This window comes from Corynebacterium sp. HMSC059E07 (genome assembly GCF_001814395.1).
Classification (GTDB): Bacteria; Actinomycetota; Actinomycetes; order Mycobacteriales; family Mycobacteriaceae; genus Corynebacterium; species Corynebacterium hesseae.
Genome location: NZ_KV816293.1, coordinates 78,707 through 96,862, shown reverse-complemented (window position 1 = coordinate 96,862; position 18,156 = coordinate 78,707). Strand labels below are relative to the sequence as shown.

At 61.1% G+C, this 18,156-nt stretch carries 20 protein-coding genes; 6 read left to right on the top strand and 14 right to left on the bottom strand.

From position 1 onward, the window contains the following. Nucleotides 1-8: 8 nt before the first annotated feature. Genes HMPREF2967_RS05400 through hisD form a run of 8 tightly spaced genes read right to left on the bottom strand, consistent with a single transcriptional unit; the run spans nucleotide 9 to nucleotide 6,867 of the window. Nucleotides 9-812: an inositol monophosphatase family protein gene (locus tag HMPREF2967_RS05400; RefSeq protein ID WP_070533252.1), complete on the bottom strand. Its 804-nt coding sequence runs from the start codon at nucleotides 810-812 to the stop codon at nucleotides 9-11. A gap of 4 nt (nucleotides 813-816) precedes the next feature. Continuing rightward, the gene (priA, locus tag HMPREF2967_RS05395; RefSeq protein WP_070519945.1) at nucleotides 817-1,599 is read right to left on the bottom strand and encodes a bifunctional 1-(5-phosphoribosyl)-5-((5-phosphoribosylamino)methylideneamino)imidazole-4-carboxamide isomerase/phosphoribosylanthranilate isomerase PriA; all 783 of its coding nucleotides are present in this window, start codon (nucleotides 1,597-1,599) and stop codon (nucleotides 817-819) included. 30 nt (nucleotides 1,600-1,629) lie between these two features. After that, nucleotides 1,630-2,265, bottom strand: a complete 636-nt coding sequence (gene hisH, locus HMPREF2967_RS05390) for an imidazole glycerol phosphate synthase subunit HisH (protein ID WP_070596862.1) — start codon at nucleotides 2,263-2,265, stop codon at nucleotides 1,630-1,632. Then, nucleotides 2,262-3,482, bottom strand: coding sequence for an MFS transporter (locus HMPREF2967_RS05385; protein WP_070596922.1), 1,221 nt, complete (start codon nucleotides 3,480-3,482; stop codon nucleotides 2,262-2,264). The genes hisH and HMPREF2967_RS05385 overlap by 4 nt, the downstream gene beginning before the upstream one ends. Nucleotides 3,483-3,532: 50 nt before the next feature. Next, nucleotides 3,533-3,715 carry a hypothetical protein gene (locus HMPREF2967_RS05380; protein ID WP_070519941.1) on the bottom strand — a complete coding sequence of 61 codons (183 nt, stop codon included), beginning with the start codon at nucleotides 3,713-3,715 and terminating at the stop codon, nucleotides 3,533-3,535. Nucleotides 3,716-3,721: 6 nt separating this feature from the next. Next, a complete protein-coding gene (gene hisB / locus HMPREF2967_RS05375) occupies nucleotides 3,722-4,354 on the bottom strand; it encodes an imidazoleglycerol-phosphate dehydratase HisB (RefSeq protein WP_070519938.1) in 633 nt (210 codons plus the stop codon). Nucleotides 4,355-4,410: 56 nt separating this feature from the next. Beyond that, nucleotides 4,411-5,514 (bottom strand): histidinol-phosphate transaminase, encoded by a 1,104-nt coding sequence (locus tag HMPREF2967_RS05370; protein ID WP_070685347.1) that lies wholly within the window; start codon nucleotides 5,512-5,514, stop codon nucleotides 4,411-4,413. A gap of 3 nt (nucleotides 5,515-5,517) precedes the next feature. Beyond that, complete coding sequence (gene hisD, locus HMPREF2967_RS05365) at nucleotides 5,518-6,867, bottom strand: histidinol dehydrogenase (protein WP_070685345.1); 1,350 nt, start codon at nucleotides 6,865-6,867, stop codon at nucleotides 5,518-5,520. A 151-nt stretch (nucleotides 6,868-7,018) separates the two neighbouring features. Between hisD and HMPREF2967_RS05360 the strand changes: the two genes are divergently transcribed. Beyond that, nucleotides 7,019-7,942: a YbjN domain-containing protein gene (locus HMPREF2967_RS05360; RefSeq protein WP_070533262.1), complete on the top strand. Its 924-nt coding sequence runs from the start codon at nucleotides 7,019-7,021 to the stop codon at nucleotides 7,940-7,942. Here HMPREF2967_RS05360 and HMPREF2967_RS05355 read toward each other — a convergent pair. Together HMPREF2967_RS05355 and HMPREF2967_RS05350 are read right to left on the bottom strand one after the other, a co-directional pair. After that, complete coding sequence (locus HMPREF2967_RS05355) at nucleotides 7,939-8,340, bottom strand: hypothetical protein (RefSeq protein ID WP_227485693.1); 402 nt, start codon at nucleotides 8,338-8,340, stop codon at nucleotides 7,939-7,941. The genes HMPREF2967_RS05360 and HMPREF2967_RS05355 overlap by 4 nt on opposite strands. Before the next feature lie 149 nt (nucleotides 8,341-8,489). Further along, on the bottom strand, nucleotides 8,490-9,227 hold the full coding sequence (locus HMPREF2967_RS05350; RefSeq protein WP_070685343.1) for a hypothetical protein: 738 nt from the start codon (nucleotides 9,225-9,227) through the stop codon (nucleotides 8,490-8,492). 176 nt (nucleotides 9,228-9,403) lie between these two features. On the opposite strand from HMPREF2967_RS05350, the gene HMPREF2967_RS05345 reads away from it, so the two are divergent. The 5 genes from HMPREF2967_RS05345 to HMPREF2967_RS05325 all read left to right on the top strand — a co-directional run bounded on the left by HMPREF2967_RS05345 (nucleotide 9,404) and on the right by HMPREF2967_RS05325 (nucleotide 15,465). Next, nucleotides 9,404-9,970, top strand: a complete 567-nt coding sequence (locus HMPREF2967_RS05345) for a TetR family transcriptional regulator (RefSeq protein WP_070685341.1) — start codon at nucleotides 9,404-9,406, stop codon at nucleotides 9,968-9,970. Nucleotides 9,971-9,990: 20 nt separating this feature from the next. Next, a complete protein-coding gene (gene glgX / locus HMPREF2967_RS05340) occupies nucleotides 9,991-12,186 on the top strand; it encodes a glycogen debranching protein GlgX (protein ID WP_070565499.1) in 2,196 nt (731 codons plus the stop codon). 89 nt (nucleotides 12,187-12,275) lie between these two features. Beyond that, complete coding sequence (locus tag HMPREF2967_RS05335) at nucleotides 12,276-13,661, top strand: 3'-5' exonuclease (RefSeq protein WP_070685339.1); 1,386 nt, start codon at nucleotides 12,276-12,278, stop codon at nucleotides 13,659-13,661. Nucleotides 13,662-13,802: 141 nt separating this feature from the next. Further along, complete coding sequence (locus tag HMPREF2967_RS05330; protein WP_070685337.1) at nucleotides 13,803-14,411, top strand: hypothetical protein; 609 nt, start codon at nucleotides 13,803-13,805, stop codon at nucleotides 14,409-14,411. Between the two features lie 49 nt (nucleotides 14,412-14,460). Continuing rightward, the gene (locus HMPREF2967_RS05325) at nucleotides 14,461-15,465 is read left to right on the top strand and encodes a GTP pyrophosphokinase (RefSeq protein ID WP_070533272.1); all 1,005 of its coding nucleotides are present in this window, start codon (nucleotides 14,461-14,463) and stop codon (nucleotides 15,463-15,465) included. On the opposite strand, the gene HMPREF2967_RS05320 is transcribed toward HMPREF2967_RS05325, so the two are convergent. Genes HMPREF2967_RS05320 through ilvA form a run of 4 tightly spaced genes read right to left on the bottom strand, consistent with a single transcriptional unit; the run spans nucleotide 15,462 to nucleotide 18,047 of the window. Then, nucleotides 15,462-15,848: an RNA-binding S4 domain-containing protein gene (locus tag HMPREF2967_RS05320; protein ID WP_070519918.1), complete on the bottom strand. Its 387-nt coding sequence runs from the start codon at nucleotides 15,846-15,848 to the stop codon at nucleotides 15,462-15,464. The two genes, HMPREF2967_RS05325 and HMPREF2967_RS05320, sit on opposite strands and share 4 nt — an antisense overlap. Nucleotides 15,849-15,854: 6 nt before the next feature. After that, nucleotides 15,855-16,091 carry a hypothetical protein gene (locus HMPREF2967_RS05315; protein WP_070519916.1) on the bottom strand — a complete coding sequence of 79 codons (237 nt, stop codon included), beginning with the start codon at nucleotides 16,089-16,091 and terminating at the stop codon, nucleotides 15,855-15,857. Nucleotides 16,092-16,125: 34 nt separating this feature from the next. Continuing rightward, complete coding sequence (locus HMPREF2967_RS05310; RefSeq protein WP_070519914.1) at nucleotides 16,126-16,764, bottom strand: YigZ family protein; 639 nt, start codon at nucleotides 16,762-16,764, stop codon at nucleotides 16,126-16,128. Continuing rightward, on the bottom strand, nucleotides 16,764-18,047 hold the full coding sequence (gene ilvA / locus HMPREF2967_RS05305; RefSeq protein WP_070519912.1) for a threonine ammonia-lyase IlvA: 1,284 nt from the start codon (nucleotides 18,045-18,047) through the stop codon (nucleotides 16,764-16,766). Before ilvA ends, HMPREF2967_RS05310 begins: the two co-directional genes overlap by 1 nt. Nucleotides 18,048-18,156 lie beyond the last annotated feature (109 nt).

Below are 18,156 nucleotides of genomic sequence, written 5' to 3'. Positions count from 1 at the left end.
AACGCGTATCAACGGCTTCCGCGGGGGTTTCGGGCGATGGCATCCAAGATCGTGGCATGCACCTGCGGGGTACCGCCCACGAATCCCTGTGAATGCGCGGTCCACTCGTTGCCTTCTGGATCACTCACGCGGCCACCGGCAGCCTTGATCATGAGAGCACCCGCCGCGTTATCCCACGGGTGCGGCGAGAAATTCACCGCGCCGTCAAACACGCCTTGAGCCACAAATGCATTATCCAGACCCACCGACCCGGTCATGCGGGGACGCAGCCCGGTCTCCCGGAGATCATTGAACAGGCCCGTCGGCAGGTGCGAGGAGCAGCCCACGTGGCCACGAGCCTCGTCGAATCCCTGGGCTTCTTCGCCACCACCGAAACCAGTGGAGGGGCCGCCGCTGGTTCGCAGCTGCATGCCCTGCGCCGCAACGACGCGGCGGTGTAGCAGAGGGAAATCCGCTACTGCAACAACCGGCTTTGCTTCGTGGATAAGCGTGACAAGAATGCCGCAGCATGGATTCCCGGCTGAGTAGTTCGCGGTTCCATCCACGGGATCCACAACCCACACCGTTTCTTCAAGGCTGCCGCCTGATTCTTCACCGAGTACCGGGATACCGGTGAGCTGGTTCAGCGTCAGACGCAGCTGCTGTTCAATCAGCAAATCCACCTCGGTGGCAAAGTCCCCTTCGCCCTTGAAACGCGCGGGCGCTGCACCGAGGCCCCGGCGGAAGAGATCATCAACCTGGTCCACCGCTGCTTCTGCAAAGGCCACGAGTTCGCGCGGATCCGACGCGGAGGTTCCTGACATCGGGGCCATTGGCCTACCTCTCCTCGATCGGGTCAATGTATTCTTCACCCGGCAACGGCGTAACTTCCGCAACCGCCGCGAGCGCCTCCTCCAGTGTGAAGCGCTCCTCATAGAGAGCCTTGCCGATGATGGCGGAATCAATTCCCTCATTTTCGTAGAGGGCCAATTCACGCAGATCATCAAGGGTGGAAATCCCACCGGAGGCTGTTACCTTTGCCTCCGTGGCGGCCGCAACCTCACGCAGCAGTTCGATGTTGGGGCCTTGCAGCGTCCCGTCCTTGGACACGTCCGTCACCACGAAGCGAGTGCAACCAGCGGCGTCAAGGCGCTCGAGCACCTCCCAGAGGTCGCCACCATCGGAAACCCAGCCGTTACCGCGCGTGCGCCACTCGCCGTCCACCATCCGGACTGCGAGATCGACCGCGATGCGGTCACCATGCTCTGCCAAGACCTTGGCAATCCATTCGGGGTTCTCCAAAGCCGCGGTACCAATATTGACGCGGCGGGCTCCGGTGGCGAGTGCACGGGCCAAGGAGTCATCATCCCGGATACCTCCGGTCAGCTCCACGTTAAGGTCCACGCTCGTGGTGATCTCAGCGAGCAGCTCGTGGTTGGAGCCGCGGCCAAAGGCTGCGTCCAGATCTACTGCGTGCAGCCACTGCGCGCCTTGGGCCTGCCACTTAAGGGCGGCCTCACGCGGCGAGCCATAGGGCTTTTCAGTTCCGGCCTCTCCCTGATCAAGGCGAACCGCCTGACCGTCGACGACATCAACCGCGGGCAACAGTGTAAAGCTCATGGTGGGTAGTCTACCTTTCGAGTGGGCTCTTTAAAGCGTTCCAATCCAGTTCTTTAGCAGCTGCGAGCCGACGTCACCCGACTTCTCCGGATGAAATTGCGTGGCCCATAGCGCACCGTTTTCTACCGCGGCGACAAAACGGTCACCGCCATATTCGGACCACGCCACCTTCGGCGGCTCAGTGATTTCAGTCTCGAGCTCCCAGCTCCGCGCGGCATAGGAGTGCACGAAGTAGAAGCGATCCTGCGCGCTCACGCCATGGAACATAAGGCTATCGTCGGGAAGCTCGACGGTGTTCCAGCCCATATGGGGCAGAACTGGCGACTGCAAGCGGGTCACCTCCCCCGGCCACTCACCACAGCCTTCCGTAAAAACGCCGTGTTCTGTACCGGACTCAAAGAGTATCTGCATACCTACGCAGATGCCGAGAACTGGGCGGCCGCCAGCTAGGCGTTGGCCAATGATCCGTGGGCCCTGGGCCGCGCGCAGGCCTTCCATGCAGGCGGCGAAGGCGCCTACGCCGGGCACCAGCAGGCCATCGGCTTCCACCGCCAGCTTCGGGTCTGCGGTCACCGTCACGGTGGCACCGACCCGTTCCAGTGCGCGCACAGCCGAGCGGACGTTGCCGGCACCATAATCAAGGACAACTACGTCGTGTGAGCTCATCGTGGCTCCTTTCCGGGCCTCCTCGGCCTTCTAATCCTGCGCAAGCGCGTTTGGATGTCATTGAGTTCGCTCACGCGGGTCTTACCCAAAGCTAGGTCAGCAGCAGTCATGAGCAAGCCCACCGCAATGATGGCGGCACCTGCGGCAAAAGCGCCTTTGTATCCTGACATCGCCACGACGGCGCCAAGGACCGTCGAACCAAGGCCAGTACCACCGTCGTAGAAGATGTTCCACACCGCAGAACCCTCGGAGAGCCGCTCGCGTGGGAGGCGGTCAAACATCGACAGCAGCGCCTCGTTTTGAACGATGCCGAAGCCGGCACCGTAGATGACCGTACCGAACACGAGCAGCCATACCGACCACTCTTGCCACAGCACAGCGGCGATGAGTCCCACACCCACGACCGAGGAAGCCTGGGCCGGAATCATGAGTGTGCCGGGCTTGCCCACCCGGTCCGCCACGACACCGGCGACGTAGCGCGCAATCATGCCCGCGCCACCAATCACGGACAGCATGAAGCCGCCCAAAACCGCGCCGCGTTCAGGATCCAATTCGCGCACGGCCGGCGAAATGAAATTCGAGGCCACGCCGTAGCTCACGGAGAAGCTCATCAACGCCAGTGCCGGCACGAGCACAAGCTTCCACATTGGAGCACGCGGAGTGGTATCCGATGGGTCCGGCACTCCCACCGGGGCAGCCTTGATCTGCGGTACCAGGATGCAGGTGAAGAAACCCAGCAGGCCGAGGCCGGCGGCCAAGAGGTACACCACGTTATAGTTGTACGCTGCGGCGACGGCAAGGCCGACGGGCAAGAAGGCCATCTGTGCCGCGCCGATAAAAAGGCCGAAGATTCCAGTGGCCTTGCCCAACAAGCGCCGCGGCGTGATTTCCGCGATGAGCGCGTTTTCCGACACCGTCAGGGCACCAAAGCCAATACCGCGCAGTGCGGAAAAGCCTAGGGCGATTGGGGCGGCGTCGCCCAGCATGTGGCCCAACGCCGGCACGCCCAAGAGCAGCGCCGACGCCGCCATGATCGGCCGGTAGCCAAAGATGCGCAGCAGCATCGGAGTCGCCATTTGGGTAAGCACGGTGGCCAGCATGAACACGCCGGTTGTGGCGCCAGCCAGCGTGGCCGATCCGCCGGAATCCAACACAGCCAACGGCACCACGGGTAGCAAGACTGACCACGCGCCGAAGGCGGAAACCACCGCGATCATGGTTTCCTTGAAGCCGGCAACCTTCCACACACTCTGAGGGGCGTTATCTGTCACTTTGCCGCCAATCCTGCCGAAAAGATGTCGAGGAACCAGACCAACGCGGCGGCCACGGCGACCGCCGCGAGCGCGCCCGCGACCACAGTCAGCAATACTGAACCGTTCTGATACGCCGCCCACGCGCCGCCGACGAGCAGACCGGCGACGAGAAAGAGAATGAGAACCATGACATTCATAGCGTCTTAGAGTGCTCCCTTCGTCGAAGGAACTCCGGTTACTCGCGGATCCCGCTCGGTTGCCTGGCGCAGGGCGCGGGCCACTGCCTTGTACTCGGCTTCCGTGATGTGGTGCGGATCGCGCCCATAGCGCACGTTGACGTGCAGAGTCGTCGCCGAGTGTGTGGCAAAGGTTTCGAAGAAGTGCCGGTTGATCACCGTGGCGTAGTGCCCGCCGATAACCTGCCACTCCAAGTTCTCCGGCTCGCCATTCATGACAAAGTAGGGCCGCCCAGAAATGTCAACGACGGCCTCCACCAGCGTTTCATCCATGGGCAGAAGCTGGGAGCCGAAACGGCGGATGCCGGACTTATCCCCCAGTGCTTCGAGGAAAGCGCGGCCTAGCACAATCGCGGTGTCCTCCACTGTGTGGTGGGCATCGATATCGATATCACCCTCGGCATGGACCTTAAGGTCGAAGGAGCCGTGGGTACACACAGCGTTGAGCATGTGGTCAAAGAACGGCAGCCCCGTTGAAATATCCGCCTGGCCGGTGCCATCGAGGTTGATTTCGACGGAGATCTTTGTCTCCCCAGTCACGCGCTCTGCGCGGCCAATGCGGTCGCCTAAGTCGTGGCGTGTAGCTTCACCAGCGCTCATTGTCCCACGCTCCTTCTTTTCATCATGAGCCTTTGTCTGGGCTCAAGTTTCAGTTCTCAGTTAGTCATCTCTACTGTATCTGCCAAGTCCGCCGCGGCCGAAAGGAAGGCGTCATTCTCTTCGGGCAGCCCAATCGTGGCGCGCAGGAGACCCGGTACGCCGTTGTCTCGGATCAGCACATCGCGGTCGAGGAATCCCTGCCACACCGCGTGTTGATCGGCAAAACGTCCGAAGGAGACGAAGTTGGATTCGCTCGGCACAACGTAATAGCCAAGTTCCTGGAGCCGTGCGACAACCCGATCCCGCTCCGCCGAAAGCTTCGCCACGGTACCCAAGGTCTCCTCCTTGTGAGCAAGAGCCACTGTGGCCGCGATCTGGGATAGCACGGAGAGGTGGTACGGCAAGCGGACGAGCATCACGGCTTCCACGAAAGCGGGATCCGCCACGAAGTAGCCCAAGCGCCCGCCGGCGAAATCGAAGGCCTTGGACATCGTGCGCGAGACCACGAGCTTGGTCGGGTACTTCGCCAGCAGTGTTGTAGCTGAGGGCGAGGGCGAGAATTCCATGTAGGCCTCGTCCACGATGACGATGCCCGGCGCGGCCTGCACGATCTTCTCCACCAGTTCGATCGGGGTGACGTCACCGGTGGGGTTGTTCGGGGTGGTGATGAAGACGACGTCGGGGCTGTGCTTGGCGACGGCCCCCAGCGCCGCCTCCTCATCGATGCGGAAGTCCTCATCGCGCGGGCAGGAAATGAATTCGGTCTGCGTACCTGCGCACAGGATCGGATGCATGGAGTAGCTCGGCGTAAATCCCAGCGCGCTGCGGCCCGGCCCACCGAAGGCCTGCAGCAGCTGCTGGAGCACCTCGTTGGAACCGTTGGCTGCCCACACGTTCTCCACGCCCACGGTGACACCGGTCTGCTCGCTGACGTATTCCGCCAGCGCCGTGCGCAGCTCGACGGCATCACGCTCCGGGTAGCGGTTGAGTTGGCGTGCGTGCTTCTCGACGGCCTCCACCATGTCCTTCACCAGCGCCTCCGACGGCGGATAAGGATTCTCGTTGGTGTTGAGTTGGTTGGTTACCGTCAGCTGCGGGGCGCCATAGGCGCTGGAACCACGCAATTCTTCACGCAGGGGAAGATCCTTCAGCTCAGCCATGGTTTAAGCCTCTCCTTTCTGGGCATCTGTGTCTTCGGCGAATCGTGCGGCGATTGCTTCACCGTGGGCGGGCAGCGCCTCCGCGGTGGCGAAGGCGATAACGTTCTGCGCTACCTCGCCGAGTGCCGCGCGGTCATACTCGATGAGGTTTACTGGGCGAAGGAAGGTGTGCGTCGACAAGCCGGCGCTAAACCGCGCGGTTCCAGAGGTTGGCAAAACGTGGTTGGAGCCCGCGGTGTAATCACCAAGAGGTACGGGCGAATAGTCGCCAACGAAGATGGCACCGGCGTGGCGAATGCGCTCCGCAACTGCCCGGGGGTTCTTCGTGTGAACCTCCAAGTGCTCGGCGGCATAGGCATCCGCGACGGCGATTCCTGCCTCAAGGTCCTCAACCACGACAATGCCCGACTGCTCACCGCGCAGCGCCTCGGCGGCGCGTTCGGCATTGGCGGTGGCGGTATAACGCTGCGCTACCTCCGCGTTCACGGCGGCGGCAAACTCCTCTGAATCAGTAATGAGCACGGAAGCAGCCATGGGATCATGCTCTGCCTGGGAGATGAGGTCATAGGCCACGTAGACGGGGTTGGCGCTATCGTCTGCCAAAATGGCGATCTCCGTGGGCCCGGCCTCCGCATCAATGCCCACCACGCCCTGCACTGCGCGTTTAGCAGCGGCAACAAACACGTTGCCCGGGCCGGTAATGATATCGACAGGCTCCAGTACTTCCTCACCGGTAACCGGTTCATCATCGCCATAGGCCAGAAGCGCAATGGCTTGCCCGCCGCCTACTGCCCACACCTCGTCCACGCCGAGCATGTGGCACGTTGCCAAGACAGTCGGGTGCGGCAGACCACCAAACTCCTTCTGTGGTGGGGAGGCCACGACCATCGCCTCAGCGCCCGCTTCCTGGGCGGGGACGGCGTTCATAATGACGGAAGATGGATACACCGCCTTGCCGCCCGGGACGTACAGCCCCACCCGCTCGATGGGGTGAAAGACCTCGGTGACCGTTGCCCCCGGTGCCAGAGTGGTCGTGTGCGAATCCGGCCTCTGGTCAGCATGGACAGCACGCACGCGCGCGATGGATTCCTCGATGGCTGCCCGCACTTTCTGGTCCAGCTCATCGGCTGCTTTCTTTAGCTCCTCCTGAGGAACTCGCACCGCGGCCGGGCGAATGCCGTCAAATTTTTCGCCGAAGTCGAGGGCAGCCGCCGCTCCGCCGTCACGGACCTTCTCCACCATGGGGATAACAGTGCCCATCACCGAGGACACGTCCGTGCCCCCTCGCGGCAATACTCGGCGCAAACGGGAGGTAGTAAGTGCCTCTCCACGCAGGTCGATGGTTCGTAGCATGCTGGGACCTCTTTTATAATATGCAGTGGTTTCTATACCTTCCCATTACTATACCCGGACCGAAAAGCCAGCGAACCGGCAGGTGCGGGTTATAGAATGTGCCACTAGTAACACATTCCGGCATCCCGAATCGGTAGAGGGAGGTGGCGAAATGAGCAACGGCGCCGACGGCCTGGACCGCCAGTCCCCGTCAGACCTGCTTGCCCGCGTCGAACGCCTCACGCGCCGGGAAAACCTTGACTGCATACGGGTAACCGCACACGAGCTCCTCTTCCCGCACTCGCCACTCGGGGAAACCCGCGCTTTCATGGACACTGAGGGCGAGCCGATCCTGCGTTTCTACACCACCCACCATGGCATTCTTGGTTTCGGCGATATCCCCAGTCTCAGCGAGTTCGTCAACGACTGGAACCACGACTGCCTCTCGCCGCACCTCGTGCTCAACTATTCCTCCCCTACCGAAGTCGAAGTGTGGGGTCACTCCTTCCTCGTGGTGCACCAGAAACCCACAAGCGCCCAACTCTCCGCTTCGGTAGTGCCAGCGCTCCACAACGCCGCGGCCTGCCTCGAAGAACTGGCTAAACTTTTCCCCGTTCTCACGCTTCCCCGCCCGGCAGTCCCGGAAGAACAGACAGAACTCGACGGCCCCGTCGCCAGCGTCGATACGGACCGCCTCGAAGCCCTCTTACCCGCTCTGGGAATTTCGCGCTTCCAATCAGATGGCGATGAAGCAGTTTATGCCTGGATCAATGACGTCCTCTTTGCCTTCGCCATTGACTCCGGCCCAAGCCTCATCATCAAAGGCCATTGGGACCCGAACCTACAGGGCAGCGAGTTCTCCAGGATTTTCCTTATTTGCAATGATTGGAACCGGAACAATCACTCGGCCTCGGCCTTCTGCCACTCCAACGTTGACGGGCTGCAGGTGCGCATTGATTACGCGGTCATGACGGGCGCCGGGCTTTCCGACGCCCAACTGATAACCGCCCTCGGCCGCGGCATCAAGCACGTCCTCCACGGCATCGATGACATTTCACGCGATGCCGTGGGCTCCTCCCCCGTCGCGTGGCCCTAGCGCACGTCGACCGCTGCCTCATTTTCTTCCGTTTCACTTTCGAGCGCCACGCTGGGCGGCTCAAAGAACAGCGCGGACCAGTAGACAAACATGGCCATAAATGGTCCCACAAGCCACGCGATGCCGGGCGAAAACTTCGGCACGAACTCCACGAATTCCCCGGGGTTCTCCGGAACATCAGTGGCCGTCGCCCCACCGAAGACATAGAAGGACGCCGCACCGGCCAAAGCCGCCAGCGCCACCCACAGCAGCACACCGACGCCACGGTAGCGCTCTCCCCAACGGTGGGCGATTGCTCCCAAGGCCATACCGAGGACTCCGGTGATCAGCACGAAGGTGATATAAGAATCGAATTGCACGTCGGCAACGTTGCGCAGGACATAGCCGCCATCCTCCATGCGATGGCCCTCCAGAGTAGGCCGCCACAGCCCCCAGACAGCGCCAACAGCGGAGAAACCAAGGAGCGCTAACGCGAGCAACCCCGCGCCGAATCCAATGGCGCGGGGTATATGAAAGCTAGGTGCACGCAGTGCAGGCACGATAATCTCTAGCCGCAGAAGGTCCAGTTACCGTTCTCGCGCTTGAAGCGCATGGTGGAGCTATCCATGCCCTGGCTGGTGTTGACGTTCACGGTCGCGGAGGCGTCATCGCCGTTAACCACGACATCGTTGATGGACTCAACGCCGGTCTTGGACCAGTCGAAGCCCTCCATCTGGGAGGTGTCCTGGCCAGCTGCGGCCATCATGTCCTTGAGCTGGTTCATCGGCACATCCGGGACCTGGTTGTAGTCCACCTGGTCGAGGCCGGAGTTCGGATCATTACGCACGGCCGCGCAGGTGTGCTCCGGAAGGTACTTCACAAAGGAGCGCATGGTCTGCTGCTCATACATGCCACGTACCAGGGTGTTGATACCGTCGATATCCTCCTGGCTTGCGGCCTCGCCCTGAACCGGTTCAACCTTTGGCATGTTCTGGAACGGGTCAGCGCCCTCTTCGAAGGGGTTGGCCACGGCTTGGTTGCCGCCCTCAGGATTCTCTCCCTCCGGCTTCGGAGCAGCGCTCTCGCCGTCCTTATTCTCTTCCCCCTCCTTCTTTTCCTCAGAAGTCTTCTCTTCCGTCTTCTTCTCAGACGTCTTTTCCTTGGACTTCGTCGTCGTGGTGGTCTTTGCCGCAGAGGAAGTGGTGTCGCCTGCGTTCTCGTCTTCGGAACCACAAGCAGCCAAGGAAAGCGGTGCAACGAGTGCAACAGCGATGAGGGACTTCTTGGCAGGTGTCAAAAAGGACAAGGGATAACTCCTCAAATTAAATAGAGAGCGATAGGTAAATCCACGCTAGGCGTGGTGGTTGCTCTTGGGCATCTCCGACAACCCTAACAAGGGCTGTTTGAAGAAATCATATTTTACACCTTGAAGCTTCCTGTGAGCCCCACTAGGGGTTTCTTGCGCCGCGTAGAGTTGGTCGTGTGCATCTATCTCGCGACGCTATCGTTTCCACCGCCCTCGAACTCTTGACCCGCTACGGGCTTGCCGACGTTACCATGCGCCGCGTCGCCACCAACCTCGACGTGGCTCCCGGCGCCTTGTACTGGCATGTAGCTAACAAGCAATCGCTCATCGCCGCCATGACCGCTGAGATCCTCTCCCCCGTCGCGGGTGAAACCACGGCGGAGTTGGTCAGCTCGCTGCACCGGGAGCTGCGCCGCTGGCGCGATGGAGCCGAGGTAGCCATCGCTGGCGCCGCTTTCCCAGAGTCTTCAGCCAGCACCGACTTAGAAAAGCTATTCACAACCACGATGCAGAAAGAAGCCCCCGATGCGTCACCGGAGGATATCGCCGTCGCCGCTCGTACGCTGATCCACTACACACTCGGGGCTACGTTCATGGAGCAATCCCGCGAGCAGCTCAGTGGGGCGTCGCCCAGCACGGCCTCTCCTTCTCCGGGCACCGCGCCCGTGGACGCCACCTCTGTGCGCGCCGCGGAACTCATGGTTGCCGGTCTAAAGTCACTGCGAACCGATCGCTGCGAATAGAATTGACTAAGCTGAGCCTCATGACTGAGACCCGTGCTGATCTAACGCCATCTCGCCAGGTGTGGCCTGGTTCCCCCTCCCCGCTCGGCTCCACCTTCGATGGAGCCGGAACTAATTTTGCTATCTTTTCCGAAATCGCGGAAAAGGTTGAGCTCTGCCTCATCGACCACGATGGCAGCGAAGAGCGCATTGAGTTGACTGAAGTCACCGCCCATGTCTGGCACGCCTACCTCCCCAACGTCAGCCCCGGACAGCGCTACGGTTACCGCATCCACGGCCCTTATGAACCGGAGCACGGCCTGCGCTGCGATCCCTCGAAGCTACTTGTCGATCCTTATGCCCGCGCCTTCGACGGTGATTTTGACGGCGATGCCTCGCTGTACTCCTACGATATCTTCGCTGAAGAGCCTGGCACCGGGCGCAACGAAGATGATTCCTTGGGCCACACGATGCTGTCGGTGGTCATCAACCCCTTCTTCGAGTGGCACGGCGACAACCGGCCGCATACCCCGGATAACGAAACCATCATCTACGAAGCCCACGTCAAGGGCATGACGATGACGCACCCGGATGTGCCAGAGGAGCTGCGCGGCACCTACGCCGGCATGGCGCACCCAGCGATCATCAACTACTTCAAGGACTTGGGTGTGACGGCCGTCGAGCTGCTGCCGGTCCACCAGTTCCTCCAGGATGACCGTCTGCGCCAGCTGGACCTGCGCAACTACTGGGGTTATAACACTTTCGGTTTCTTCGCGCCGCATGCGGACTACGCCTACGCCAAGAAGCCAGGCGAGGCAGTGGCTGAGTTCAAGGCTATGGTTCGCGCTTACCACGAGGCAGGGATTGAGATCATCCTCGATGTCGTCTACAACCACACCGCCGAAGGCAACCACATGGGGCCAACCATTGCCTTCCGCGGTATTGATAACCATGCCTACTACCGCTTGGTCGATGACAATCCCGAGCACTACATGGACTACACCGGCACCGGTAACTCCCTCAATGTCCGCCACCCGCACTCCCTCCAGCTGATTATGGATTCGCTGCGTTATTGGGTGACGGAGATGCGCGTGGATGGCTTCCGTTTCGATCTCGCGTCTACTCTGGCGCGCGAGCTGGATGACGTCGACAAGCTCGCCACCTTCTTCGATCTGGTGCAGCAGGACCCGGTGGTCTCCAAGGTCAAGCTCATCGCCGAGCCCTGGGACGTGGGCCATAACGGCTACCAGGTTGGTAACTTCCCGCCCATTTGGAGCGAATGGAACGGTAAGTACCGCGATACCGTCCGTGATTTCTGGCGCGGGGAACCGTCGAAGATGGGTGAGTTTGCCTCACGCTTGACCGGCTCTTCCGACTTGTATGCCAACAACGGCCGCCGCCCCACCGCATCCATTAACTTCATCACCGCTCACGACGGCTTCACGCTGCGTGATTTGGTGTCCTACAACGAAAAGCACAATGCGGACAACGGGGAGGACAACCGCGACGGTGAATCCCACAACCGCTCGTGGAACCACGGCGTGGAGGGCCCGACTGACGACGAAGAAATTAAGAAGCTTCGCCGCCGCCAGGTCCGCAACTTCCTCACTACCCTTCTGCTCTCCCAGGGCACCCCGATGCTGTGTCACGGCGATGAACTAGGCCGCACCCAGGGCGGCAACAACAACGTGTACTGCCAGGACAACGAGATTTCCTGGATCGATTGGTCGATGTTGGAGCAGGAAAAGAACATCGCCATGCACGGTTTTACTAAGCGCCTGATTAACATCCGCAAGAACCACCCGGTGTTCCGTCGCCAGCGTTTCTTGGCCGGTGGCCCCTTTGGTTCTGAGGTGAAAGACCGCGATATTGCATGGCTCGTGCCCTCCGGCAAGCTGATGACTCCGGAGGACTGGGATTTTGAATTCGGCAAGGCCCTCATGGTCTACCTCAATGGCAACGCCATCACGGAAACGACGGCCCGCGGCGAACGCATCACGGATGATTCCTTCATCATGATTTTCAACGCCCACCACGAGGACATTGAGTTCACCCTGCCGAAGAAGGACTTGGGTGCTAGCTGGCGGCTCATCGTCGATACTTCTGATTCCGGCGGATACCCGGACGAGGAAAAGCTGATCGCTGCCGAAGGAACCATCATGGTGCAGCCGCGCTCCACGCTGATCTTGCGCCAGACCGAGCCCCCGGTCTTCGACGACAACGACGAATCTGCATAATCGGTTGCTTCGGCAAGAAGCAGCTGAAGCTTTGGCTGCTTCTTCACCGCTTGCTCTCCACCACCAACACCATGCTTTGAAAGGAATCCGTGTCCTACACTGCCCACGGTGCCGTCATTGATGTCACCGCCGAAGCCCTTGTCTTCCGCCGCTCTTTGCTTGCTTCTTCCCTCGGCGCACCAGCCCACGAGAGTCTCTCCCTCGCTGGAGCCACGGGCGTGGAATGCACGGAGCCGACGGCAACGAGTTTTGGGCAGGTCATCGTTCACGGCACTAGCGGTGCCGAAGGTGGTGTTGGTGACACGGTCATCCGTTTTGCACCCGGCCAGGATGCCACGGCTTTCGCGCAGGCGGTGGAGGCTGCCTTGCGCGGCGAAGCACCGGCCGCCAGCACTCGTGTTCAGGGATTGAACTTCACCGCCGTCGATGTGGAAACGGCCAATGACAACTGGGGTTCGGTGTGCCAGATCGGCGCGGTCCGCTTCCGCGATGGCGAAGAGACCGAGTCCCGTACGTGGTTGTGCACTCCCCCGCCGGGCCTAGAGCACTTCGACGACGTCAACATCAGTATCCACGGCATCACACCAGATGACGTCGCTGATGCTTCGCCCTTTGCGGATGCTGCTGCCGAGCTCTTCGACTTCCTCGGCTCTGACACGATGGTGGCCCACAACGCACAGTTCGATTCCACGGCCTTGCGCAGCGGCCTTATGAAATCTGCGGCGCCGGTTCCGGAGATTCGCTTGGCGTGCTCGCTGGCCCTGGCTCGCGATGCCTCCCGCGCCGGTGTCATCGACGTGGCCAACCATAAGCTTCCGACCGTCGCATCCTGCATCGGGGCCGAGGACTTCCACCACCACGAAGCCACAGCGGATGCCCGGGCAGCCGGCGAAATTGTTAGCGCTCTGGCCCAGCGCTTTGGTCACTCTGGTTCCATCGAGGACTTGTTCACCACCCGGGACTTTGCCCTGGGCACCTTGAGCGAGGAGTCCGTCATCCCAGTTCTGCGCGCCAACACTGCTCCGTTGTCTGCAGCGGACTTAGGCGCCGGCACGGATTTCCGCGACAAGACGCGCATGGCGGGGACGACCTCGGGTGCGAAAAAGAAGAGCTCCGGGTCCGCACAGCGCCGCGGGCCGGCCCCATGGCAGTCCGTATCCACGCCGGACACTATCCCGGATCCGAACCCCGACGCCGATCCAGAAGGCGCATTGTTTGGCCAGAATGTCACCCTCACCGGTGACTTCGAACCTTTTGATAAAGGTCTGTTGTGGTCCAAGATTGCTGAGCGCGGTGGAAAGGTGGGCAAGAACGTCACGAAGAAGACCACCATCCTCGTCGTGGGCCAGTGGGCCACCAAGACATCGAAGGAAAAGCGCGCCGAAGAGCTACAAGGCAAGGGCCAGGATATTGAGATCTGGCAGACAGACAAGCTCCTCGAGGAGCTTCAGCTCGATGAAGCACCTCCGTTTTAACCCGCGATTGGGCTCAAGGCACCCGCGATAAGCCCCATTACAAAGGAATTCTCCTCTTCGCTGGGAACCGGTGGGCGTGGAGCGCAGTCCAATAAGCATAAGGAATCTGCACCTGCCCAACCGTTACGGAGATAAATCCTTATGACCATCGCGCTGTCCACTTCCCTCCACGTCGATCGCCTTCTCCCCTCGCTCTGCCCGAGCGAAGAGCTGACCGGAATTAAGCTGTGCGATGATGGTTTTGGGGACTCACCTGCTAGCCTCCAGCTATCGCGCACGCTATCGATGTCCATAGTGCGCGGCACGGGTACGGAGGCCAAGCGTGTAAGCCAGCGCGCTCTGGATGATATGGGCTTGACCGTACGCCAGGCATGGGATTCCGCAGCGCTGAATCTGCAGCGGCGAGCGTTGACGGAGCAGGGACTGCGGTTCTTCACCCGCCCTGCCGAGCTGGGCTTCATGGGGGCCGAGGCAGGTCTCGAGGTGCGTGCTCATCGCTGCACGATATCGTCCTGGTTGGCCCATCCGCAGGCTTTCGTTATCCTAGACAATCATCTTCAGAGGCTCAGCCAGGCTCGAAGCATCACGTACCTCGTGCCTGATGCGCACACTCTTTATGCGTTGTTCAACGTATCCCCGCATCGCGCCACGGAGTTAGCGTGGCGCGCTGCTGAATTGCGTCCGCGCCATCGAGCCCCGCTCAGCATGCAACCGCTAGTATTAGCTAACGGCTTCCCGTTGGAGGTGTAGACACACCCCCGCACTTTTCCGCCGTGGCCGAAAGGAGTCACGTTTCACGATGGCTGAATCATCCATGTCCCGCTTGAGCAACCAGTATCATTCCTGGGTGCACGCGCATCCCACTGCGGCGCAGGACTTCCGCGATGCCATCGAGGACTTGCTTAACGACGCCGGAATTATCTTCGACCGCGTAGCTACCCGTGTGAAGCAATGGCCGTCCCTGAAGGCCAAGGCAAAGAAGCGTCGCGGCAACGGCGAGCTCATGTATCCCACTCCGTGGGAGGATATCCACGATGTCTTGGGCGTGCGGATTACCGTCTTCCACTCCACGGTTATTCCGGAGGCCCTCGAAGTTCTGGGAGAAACCTTCACCGTGCTTCGCTCGGTGGACAAGGCAGCAGAAACGCGGATTTCCGGCGGCTTTGGCTATGGTTCACACCACCTAGTGCTCAAGGTTTCTGAAGATAGTGCCGCTGCCCTTGAGGAACTTGAAGCCTATGTTGGCTGGACCTTTGAGATTCAAATCCGCACTGTGCTGCAGCACGCCTGGGCGGAATTTGAGCACGATATCCGGTACAAGCAGGGCCCCAACCCGCCATCCCCACAGGTGGATCGGCTCTTCACGCTCGCTGCGGGCCTCATTGAGTTGGCGGACCAACAGTTCGATGAGATTGCGGCGCTTAAGGCCCCCAGCTCCGAGGCGGACGATGACGTGGAAATCACGGCAGAGACCCTCCCCGGCGTCCTCGCCATCATTCTGGGTAACCGCTTTCCGCGTTCACGCTCGGAGCACTACCGCTTCCTGGCGGAGCTTTTAGAAAACAACGGCATCAATCGTCTAAGCCAGCTCAAGCAGCTCCTCGATGAAGACGCCATCGCCCACGTGCATGACGCCATGCGCTACCGCTTCCGCCCGGGCCAAGTCAGGCTTATCGACGATTTGCTGCTCAACAAGTTCGGTGCCCAGCACATCGAGGCCACCGCCCAAGCCGGCGACCGCAAGGATCGCAAGCGTCGCCTGAACGCGCGCCTGAAGGCCTTAAAAAACTTCCGGAATAATTAGCGGAATCCGCCGCGGAACTTGTCCATCTGCCGGCGCTCCTTCTTCGTGGGGCGGCCGGCACCGCGCGGGCGAACCGGAACCGAGGGTAAAAACTCCTTCGGCGGTGGCGGCGGTGCGTGGTCGATGTAGCAGGTCCGCGCGATGGGAGCGCCCACGCGCTTGGACACGGTGGCGAGCACCTCGAGATCATGTTCGTGGTGGTTGCGCCACACGCGCACGCGGTCGCCGGGGACAACCTGCTGTGCGGGCTTGGTGGCGTTGCCGTTAAGCTTGACGTGCCCGGCGCGCACCGCTGTGGCAGCTTCTGACCGAGTCTTGAACATGCGCACGGACCAGACCCAGGCGTCAATGCGGACGGGCCGCCCGTCGGGCTGATTCACCATAGGCGCTTAAAGGTTGTGGTTTTCGTTGACGATCTTCTGGATCTTGACCCAGTTGTACACGCCACCCACCACGGCGACGATGAGGCCAATGGCCATACAGGTCCAGAAACCAGTCAATGCCCAACCCAGGAGGATGCCGCCGGCGACGCCTCCCACGACACACACAGCGCCGTTGCGTGCGTGGGTGCGTACGGCTTGTTTGCGTTGCTCAATGGGATTGTTGGGGCGTCGCTGCATAGTCATGGGGCTTATTTTACATGGCCAGAAGCCCGCAACCTTAAAGCTCCACCCAGGCTGTTCCGGCTTCCTTCGGCTTTACCCCACCCTGAGTCAGTGCCGCGAGCGTTGCAGCGAGTTTCTCCTCACCGCCGGGCTCAACGGACACGGTGAAAGTCACTGCCTGGCCATAAGCGGTATCCACCATGTCGACGCCGCGGTTGCGCAGCTCCGCTTCCAGCCGGCCGGCCTCCGCGTGGGAAACCTCGACAGTATAGAGCTCGCGCAAGGCGCGCGTAACATGCTCAACCTGCTCCATCGTCTCGCTCACGGCGCCGCCATAAGCGTGAACGAGCCCGCCCGCGCCCAACTTGATACCGCCGAAATAGCGCACGACCACCGCACAAATATCAAGCAGCCCCGAGCCTTTCAAAACATCAAGCATCGGTTTACCGGCGGTGCCGGAAGGCTCGCCATCATCGGAGGAGCGCTCCACTGGATTCGAGCCATCGACGTGGTAGATATACGCCGAGCAGTGGTGGCGGGCGTCGGGAAAGCGGTCGCGGGCGGCGTCGATAAGCGCGCGTGCTTCCGCCTCATTCGTGGCGCGGCCGATGAGGGTGATAAACCGCGAGCGTTTGATCTCAATCTCGTGCTCGACGACGTCACCTGCGACCGGGCGTTGATAACTCTCCAGCATTACGCGACGAGGAAGTCGTACTCAGGGGTGCCCGGCTTAAGCTGCTGGCAATTCAGCTTCGACTTCTCCATGCGCTCCAGCAGACCATCGATGCCCGCTGCGCTGCCCAGTTCGATGCCTACCAGCGCGGCGCCGGTCTCGCGGTTATTGCGCTTGAGGTACTCGAACAACGTGATGTCATCTTCAGGGCCGAGTACATCCTGCAGGAAGTGGCGCAGCTGGCCTGGCTCCTGCGGGAAGTTCACCAAGAAGTAGTGTTTGAGGCCGCGGTGCACTAGGGAGCGCTCCATGATTTCGGCGTAGCGCAGCACGTCATTGTTGCCGCCGGAGATAACGCAGACCACCGTTGAGCCCGGCTGCAGGTTAAGCGTGCGCAGACCGGTCACGCTCAGCGCGCCGGCGGGCTCGGCGATGATGCCTTCGTTCTGGTACAGCGCCAACTGCTCAGTGCACACGGCGCCTTCGGAGACGACATCCCAGTGCAAGCGTCCTTGATTGGCCTCCAGGATTTTGAAGGGCAGCTCACCGATGCGCTTGACTGCAGCTCCATCGACGAAAGGATCGACGGTGTCGAGCGTTACCGGCTCGCCGGCAGCGAACGCAGCGCTGAGCGACGCCGCCCCGGCCGGCTCAATGCCAACTACCGCGGTGCGGGGGGCCATGTCAGCGAGGTAGGAGGTGATGCCGGAGATCAGGCCGCCGCCGCCCACGGGGACAACCACGGTGTCGAGGGATTTACCAATGGACGAGAGTTGGGACACGATTTCCGCGGCGACGGTTCCCTGGCCGGTAACGGTATCGCGTGCGTCGAAAGGCTCGATAAAGAAGGCACCGCGCTCCGCAGCATCCGCGTGTGCGGCGGCTGCTGCTTCATCGAAATTGGCGCCGGTGACCACGAGTTCCACGACGTCACCGCCATGGACCAGGATGCGGTCGCGCTTTTGCTTCGGGGTCGGCTCCGGCACGAAGATCTTGCCGTGGATCCCCATGGTGCGGCAGGCATAAGCCACGCCTTGGGCGTGATTGCCGGCAGAGGCGGTGACAATCCCCTGCTTCCGCTGCTCTTGGCTTAAGTTCGACATGCCGTACAGAGCGCCGCGAATCTTGTAGGAGCGCACGTCCTGCAGATCTTCGCGCTTTAAGTACACCTCATAGCTGGTTTCTTGGGACAGGCGCGGGCAATACTGCAGCGGAGTCGGGGCAATCTCCGAGCTAATTCGCGATTGTGCCAGTTGGATATCAGAGGCGTGGATTGGCTCGAAGTCTTGCGGGGTGCTTGTCATGGTGGCTCATTTTAGCGCCCCAGCTTTCTCCCGTCGCACATTACCTAGCATTCGACCGATTCACCGAACGTTTACCTAGATATCGTTTGTTTGCAACGCTGCGTTCCCC